The following is a 4441-nucleotide window of genomic DNA, read 5'->3' on the forward strand; positions in this document are numbered from 1 at the left end:
GGGTGTGTCGTCCCCCGCGTGGTCCGTTGGTGGAGTGGATGCATCAGGCGATTACCCGGGATACTGAAGCCGCCCTGGCCAAAGGCTACAAGTAACCGGGGGCCTACAGGAGAGCGAATGGGCGGCTGGCCAGTCATCTAGGTGAGCCTGTCAGAGTCGATCCAGCGCTCTTTGCCAATGTGTAATGTCACAGTTGACATGCGACATCGCGAGTGTAAAACTCTAGCGACTGCGATGTGAGTCACACTGAAGTGACTGCATCGGTGGATTTCTGAGCAGAGGAGATCACCGTCATGGACGTGATCGGCACTATCAATGACTGGATCTGGAACCCCATGGCGTACTTCGCCCTCGCCGTGGGACTGTTCTTCACCATCGTGACGGGAGCAGTCCAGTTCCGCCGGATCGGGGACATGCTCCGACAGATCACGGCTAAGAAGCAGAGCGATGAGGGAATCTCGTCCTTCCAGGCGCTTCTGTTGACTCTGTCCAGCAGGATCGGCGTGGGCAATATCGCCGGGGTCGCCACCGCGCTGCTGGCTGGAGGCCCGGGTGCCCTGTTCTGGATGGTGGTCGTCGCGCTCGTCGGCGCCGCCAGTTCCTTTGCCGAAACGGTCCTGGCGCAGGTCTACAAGCGAAAGATCGACGGAGAGCACCGGGGAGGTGCCCCCTTCTATGTTGAGTTCGGTCTGAAACTGCGGTGGCTGGCCGTTGTTCTCGCCACGCTCTACCTGTGCGGTTACGGTTTCGTCTTCCCCGGGGTCCAGTCCAACAACATTGCCTCCAGCATTGAAGTCGCTTTCAATGTTCCGGTGTGGCTGACCGCGATCGGCCTGACCGCCCTGCTGGCCTTCACCATTGTCGGCGGGACCCGCAGGATCGTGCGCACGGCCCAGATTATGGTGCCGATTATGGCGGTGGGATACATCGTCTTCGCAGTCCTCATTATTGGCGCCAACCTCGGCGAAGTGATTCCCACGGCGCAGATGATCCTTGGTTCAGCCTTCGGGGTAGATCAGGTCTTCGGGGGAATGGCAGGTGCCGCGATCGCCTGGGGTGTTCGCCGTGCGGTCTTCTCCAATGTGGCAGGTGTCGGAGAGGGAACCTTCGGTTCGGCAGCAGCCTCGGTGACTCACCCGGCGAAACAAGGCTTAGTGCAAGCGTTCTCCGTGTTCATCGACACGGTGGTGGTCTGCACGGCTACCGGGGTGATGATCCTCATCACTGGCTCTTTCAACGTGGAGCATGACGGTGACACCGTCGTTGAGTACGTTCCTGGTATCGAGGCCGGTGTCGCCTATACGCAGGAAGCCGTGAATACCCTCTTCTCCGGGTTCGGTCCCGCGTTCGTCGCCGCTGCGCTGTTTTTCTTCGCCTTCACAGCACTCATCGCCTTCTACTACATTGCTGACACAAACCTCGCCTACATCAGGCGCCGTACTGGAGGAGCTCCAGAGTGGGTACTGAAACTCGGGTTCTTGGGTATCACCTTCTTCGGCTCCGTGGTCTCCGCGGATCTGATGTGGGGCTTGGGTGACATCGGCTATGGCCTGCTCGGCTGGGTCAACATGCTGGCGATTCTGGCCATGACCCCGGTTGTACGCAAAGTCATCAAGGACTATGACCAGCAGATGCGCGCAGGCGTGGACCCGGTCTTCGATCCGCAGAAGCTGGGCATCTCCGGTGCCGAATACTGGGAAGAAGCCTCGCGGACTAAAGACGTGCGGTGAGCGGGCCGATCACTGTGGATGGCCTCAGAGCTTACCGATGGCGATGAGTAGCATGCGCCGCAGTGGCTCGGCGGCTCCCCAGAGCAGCTGGTCACCCACGGTGAAGGCGCTCATGTACTCACCACCCATGTCCAGCTTCCGGATCCGCCCCACGGGGATGGTGAGTTCACCAGTGGCTGCCACAGGGGTGAGCTGTTCGATCGTGGCTTCCTTCTCATTGGGCACGACTGTGGCGTACTCGGTTCCGGCGTCAATGATCTGCTCGATCTCGTTGACGGGCAGGTCTTCGCGCAGCTTCAGCGTCAAGGCCTGGGAGTGGGAGCGCAGTGCACCGATGCGCACACACAGCGACTCGAACGGGATACGATCCCCACGTGAGGTCACCCCCGGAGCCAGATGCTCTCCGCGGCCTAAGATCTTGTTCGTCTCGACTCCGCCCTTCCATTCCTCTTTGGCAAGGCCGTCGCCAAGGTCAGCATCAATCCAAGGGATCAAGGAGCCGGCTAGTGGGACGCCGAACTGGGAGGCATCAAGGCCATCCCGCTGGGTCTGCAACACCTTGCGGTCGATCTCCAGAATGGCACTGGCGGGGTCGGCCAATTCGTCGGAGACCACCTGATGCAGGTGCCCGAACTGAGTCAGCAATTCCCGCATGTGCTTGGCCCCACCGCCGGAGGCAGCCTGGTAGGTCATGGCGGTTCCCCATTCGACGAGACCCTCTTTGAAGAGGCCGCCGAGACCCATGAGCATGCAGGAAACGGTGCAGTTGCCGCCGATGAATTCCTTGACACCGGCATCTAAGCCGGCGTCAATGACGTCCCGATTGATGGGGTCGAGCACAATGACTGAACTGTCTTCCATCCGCAAGGTGGAGGCGGCGTCGATCCACAGGCCCTCCCAGCCGGCTTCGCGCAGCTTGGGGTAGACCTCCTTGGTGTAATCCCCACCTTGTGCGGTGACGATCACTGGCAGTTTGCGCAGTGTGTCGACGTCGTAGGCATCCTGCAGTGTCGGTTCCTCGAGTTCGACACCGTCGAATTGCGGTGCCGCTCGGCCTGCAGAGGAGGTGGAGAAGAACACCGGGTTGAAATGGGCGAAGTCGCCTTCGTCGAGGAAGCGGTGCACGAGCACGGAACCCACCATGCCTCGCCAGCCGACGAGTCCGACCGAGGGCGTGCTCGAGGCGGCAGTGGAAGCAGCGAAAGCATCAGTCAGCTCAGCAGTCATATCTCAACAGTAGCGAAAATGCTGCCGCGCAGGCAGGGAGGAGGAGACGACTGCTCTTCTATGCGCCCAGCACGGTGGAGCCGCGCGCCACCAATCGAGGGGGTGGAGGAGTTTGGTCAGCGTCGAGATGGAAGAGAAGAGAGGCTGCGTGTCGCCCCAGTGCTTCAAGGTTCATATCAATACTGGTCAATCCTGGGTCTGTGGCATTAACCACGACCTCCCAGTTATCAAAGCCCATGATGGCAACGTCTTCTGGAACAGAGATATCGGCAAGGATGAGTGCGTCCATCGCGCCCCTGGCGATTTGATCGGAGTCGCAGATGACGGCATCCACTTCTATGTCGGAGTTCAGCAGTTGCTGCATCGCTGAACGTCCCCAGCGTTCAGTCCATTCGCCGTAGTTTGTTGTCCACACCAGGGAGAGATCCTGGGCCCTCAGGGTGTCTAACAGTCCTTCAGCTCGATCCTGGGCGGCGCGTTGCCATCCCTGGCCGCTAATGTGCGCGATGCGTCGTTTACCTAGACTGAGAAGATGTTCCGCAGCCATGCGACCGGCGGCGACGTTGTCGGGCAATACCGAGCGGTCCGTCTCAGCCATTGAGGGTGCATGCACATAGACGGTGGGAACTGGTAACGCATCCCCTAGTGATGGCCGAGGGTCGTTGTACGTGCCGACAACGAGCAATCCATCCACGCGGCGACTGAGTAGGGTTTCGAGATGACGTTGCTCTCGAATGGGATCACCGCGCCCATCACAGAGGATTACGGAGAGCCTGTCGGCACCTAAAGCATCTTCGGCGCCCATGAGAATCGGAAGAGAAAAGCGCCCCTCGAGGTCCGAAGTGAGGAGGCCGACAATTCCAGTGCGACCTTCGGAAAGGCCCCGGGCAGCTGGGTTCCCGACAAAAGCCAAGTCACGTGCCGCTTGTTTGACTCGCAGGCGGGTTGCCTCACTGATTCCAGGACGGTCATTTAGGGCTTTGGAGGCACTGGCTGGGGAGACACCGGCCAGACGGGCGACATCATTGAGGCGAATGCGATAGTTGCTCACGCAGGGGCTCCGCTCGTTAGAAACACACTTTCGTTGACTATAGCGCGCTAGATCACGGGCTGGCTATGGGAGAAATCGCGAAATGACACAAATGAACGAAACCGATTTGGAGTGACCCCTTGATTTCGGTCCAGTAGTTATGTGAGTTGCACTGGCGCCCGCTCTTGGCGGGAGGAAGACTGGTGTAACCATGACAGCGAAGAGGAAGCGGCACTCCCCGGAGCAGATCATCCGCAAGCTCGGTGAGGCTGAGAAGATGCTGGCCCAAGGCCATGATGTCGCCGCGGTTGCCCGGGAACTCGGAGTTACTGAGGGCACCTACTACCGGTGGAAGAACCAATACGGCGGGCTCAAGGCCGAGGACGCCAAGCGACTCAAAGAGCTCCAGAAGCAGAATGACCGGCTCAAACGACTGCTGGCCGAGGCAGAGCTT

Annotated in this window: 4 protein-coding genes; 2 read left to right on the forward strand and 2 right to left on the reverse strand. The window is 59.9% G+C overall.

Annotation, left to right across the window (positions count from 1 at the left end; translation table 11 throughout):
* Window positions 1-293: 293 nt before the first annotated feature.
* Window positions 294-1730, forward strand: a complete 1437-nt coding sequence (locus H578_RS0111980; protein WP_022873912.1) for an alanine/glycine:cation symporter family protein — start codon at window positions 294-296, stop codon at window positions 1728-1730.
* Window positions 1731-1754: 24 nt separating this feature from the next.
* Here the strand turns inward: H578_RS0111980 and asd are convergent, their stop codons facing one another.
* Window positions 1755-2957, reverse strand: a complete 1203-nt coding sequence (gene asd / locus H578_RS0111985; protein WP_022873913.1) for an aspartate-semialdehyde dehydrogenase — start codon at window positions 2955-2957, stop codon at window positions 1755-1757.
* 58 nt (window positions 2958-3015) lie between these two features.
* On the reverse strand, window positions 3016-4008 hold the full coding sequence (locus H578_RS0111990; RefSeq protein ID WP_022873914.1) for a LacI family DNA-binding transcriptional regulator: 993 nt from the start codon (window positions 4006-4008) through the stop codon (window positions 3016-3018).
* 190 nt (window positions 4009-4198) lie between these two features.
* Here H578_RS0111990 and H578_RS0111995 point away from each other — a divergent pair.
* On the forward strand, window positions 4199-4441 hold a 243-nt coding region (locus H578_RS0111995), incomplete at its 3' end, for an IS3 family transposase (RefSeq protein ID WP_022873915.1).

Source organism: Nesterenkonia alba DSM 19423 (genome assembly GCF_000421745.1).
GTDB classification, from domain to species: Bacteria; Actinomycetota; Actinomycetes; order Actinomycetales; family Micrococcaceae; genus Nesterenkonia; species Nesterenkonia alba.